Annotated in this window: 3 protein-coding genes; all 3 read left to right on the forward strand. The window is 41.6% G+C overall.

Annotated features, from left to right (window positions below; translation table 11 throughout):
- The coding region (locus tag ACOVQ4_RS12170) for a phosphomethylpyrimidine synthase ThiC (RefSeq protein ID WP_421820913.1) at nt 1-546 on the forward strand (546 nt) is incomplete at its 5' end.
- Nucleotides 547-894: 348 nt separating this feature from the next.
- Nucleotides 895-1,518, forward strand: a complete 624-nt coding sequence (locus ACOVQ4_RS12175) for a thiamine phosphate synthase (RefSeq protein ID WP_421820914.1) — start codon at nt 895-897, stop codon at nt 1,516-1,518.
- Nucleotides 1,519-1,545: 27 nt separating this feature from the next.
- On the forward strand, nt 1,546-2,174 hold a 629-nt coding region (locus tag ACOVQ4_RS12180), incomplete at its 3' end, for a thiamine phosphate synthase (RefSeq protein ID WP_421820915.1).

A 2,174-nucleotide genomic window follows, 5' to 3' on the forward strand; every position in this document is an offset into this window, starting at 1 on the left:
AAAGAATGTCATGAAGCCCCATTCTACACGCTTGGACCATTGACGACCGACATTGCCCCGGGCTATGATCATATTACCTCAGGTATTGGCGCCGCAATGATTGGTTGGTTTGGTTGTGCCATGTTATGTTATGTAACACCAAAAGAACACTTGGGTTTACCTAACAAAAAGGATGTAAAAGACGGAGTAATCACCTATAAAATTGCTGCCCATGCCGCCGACTTGGCGAAAGGACACCCGGGAGCACAAGTGCGTGACAATGCCCTGAGCAAGGCACGTTTTGAATTCCGTTGGGAAGACCAGTTTAATCTTTCGCTCGACCCAGATACAGCACGTGAATTTCATGACGAAACCTTACCTGCTGACGGCGCTAAAATTGCCCATTTCTGTTCAATGTGTGGACCAAGTTTTTGTTCTATGAAAATCACACAAGAAGTTCGTGACTATGCCGAAGCTCAGGGTATTTCCGAAGCAGAAGCTATTGACTTAGGCATGCAAGCACAAGCCAAACAATTCGTTGAAAAAGGCGCAGAGGTATATTTGTAAGTGATGAGTTGGGAGTTGTTCTTGCCTAAAATAGGTTGCCCTCAAGTTGATAAAAGAAAGGAGAACATACTTTTGATTTTCTATGGTTGAAATACCAGTAAAAGTCGACGATAGAAATGAGATTTTATCTTTAAGGAAACAATAAAAGGCTTATTTTGACGATTTTAGGACAATAAAAACTTCATGATAATTCCATTATTCGGAAACATTCTTTTCTGAAAAACATTGTATATTTTGAAGTTGTTGTTCATCGTTATGCCTTTGTTTTCTGCTTTCTGAGGGCAACCTATTTCAGGCATTGAATTTTAAAATCTTATTACTCAAAACTTATCCACAAATCGTAACATCATGTTTGTACTCCTGCTTACCCCACCAGAATTTATCCCTGATGAAGTACAGCTCTTAGAGCAGCTCTTTGAAGCGGGTCTAATGACTTTGCACGTTCGTAAGCCTAATGCTTCTTTAGAGCAGATTGAAGAATTTATTCGACAATTTCAGCCACAGTATCTGAAGCGACTGGTTTTGCATAGCCAATACCAACTGATGGCCAAATACAATATCAAGGGTATTCATCTTACCACGCATGTTTGGGAAGAGTTACAGGAGCAGGGACAATTAAAAGAATATATCCGACCTATACAGCGAAGAGGCCTAACGGTGAGCGCTTCGGCGCATAAGTTTGAAGAAGTACTGAAAATGCCTTCAAAACTCGACTATGTATTTCTCAGTCCATTTTTTGACAGTATTTCAAAACCTGGCTACAAGGCCGCTATATCGCCCGAAGCAGTAGAGGATTTTATATTTAAAAATAATAAAGTGCCTCCTGTTGTAGCCTTAGGTGGTATTGAGGAAAACAATATTCATTTATTGAAAAATAAAAATATTGCAGGAGTGGCATTGTTGGGTAGTGTGTGGCAGGCCACCTCACCCGTGGAAGCCTTCTCCGAAATTCAAAAAACTTTGAGCTCCTAGCGTCAAAGTCCAAAATCTAACAACACGATGATTTCAAGACTTCATTATATCACCCAAGACTTCGCACATATCCCTCACTGGGAGCAAGCACAACGTGCCTGCGCTGGAGGTGCAGACTGGGTGCAGTTGAGAGTGAAAACTCAAGAAGAATCTCAATGGCTCGAAACAGCTTTGCGTACACAAGAAGTATGTAAAAGTTTTGGGGCAAAATTAATTGTAAATGACAACCCTCATATAGCCGCGAAAATACAATCGGAGGGTTTGCATTTGGGAAAACAAGATATGTCGCCTTTAGAGGCTCGACAGATTGTAGGTGAAAAAATGATTATTGGTGGTACAGCCAATACCCTCCAAGATATGCTCAAACATGTGGCTAGTGGGACAGTGCAATATATCGGGCTGGGACCGTTGAGATTTACGGATACCAAGAAGAACCTAAGCCCCATCGTAGGATTAGAGGGTTACAAGCGTATTCTTGCTCAATTCAGAACGTTAGGGCACAACCTACCTGTGGTTGGTATTGGGGGCGTAAAAGCAGACGATATCGAAGCTTTATTAGAAACAGGTTTGCACGGTGTGGCGGTATCTTCCTTGGTAAATCTAGCAGATAATCCTTCAGCGGTCACGGAAGAATTATTGAGTTTGTTAAGCTTAGC

This window comes from Flectobacillus sp., assembly GCF_049240685.1.
Lineage (GTDB): Bacteria > Bacteroidota > Bacteroidia > Cytophagales > Spirosomataceae > Flectobacillus.

Excerpts from the sequence above, each read along its gene's own strand:
- ACOVQ4_RS12175 (WP_421820914.1), top strand. The coding sequence starts at position 895 with ATGTTTGTACTCCTGCTTACCCCACCAGAATTTATCCCTGATGAAGTA.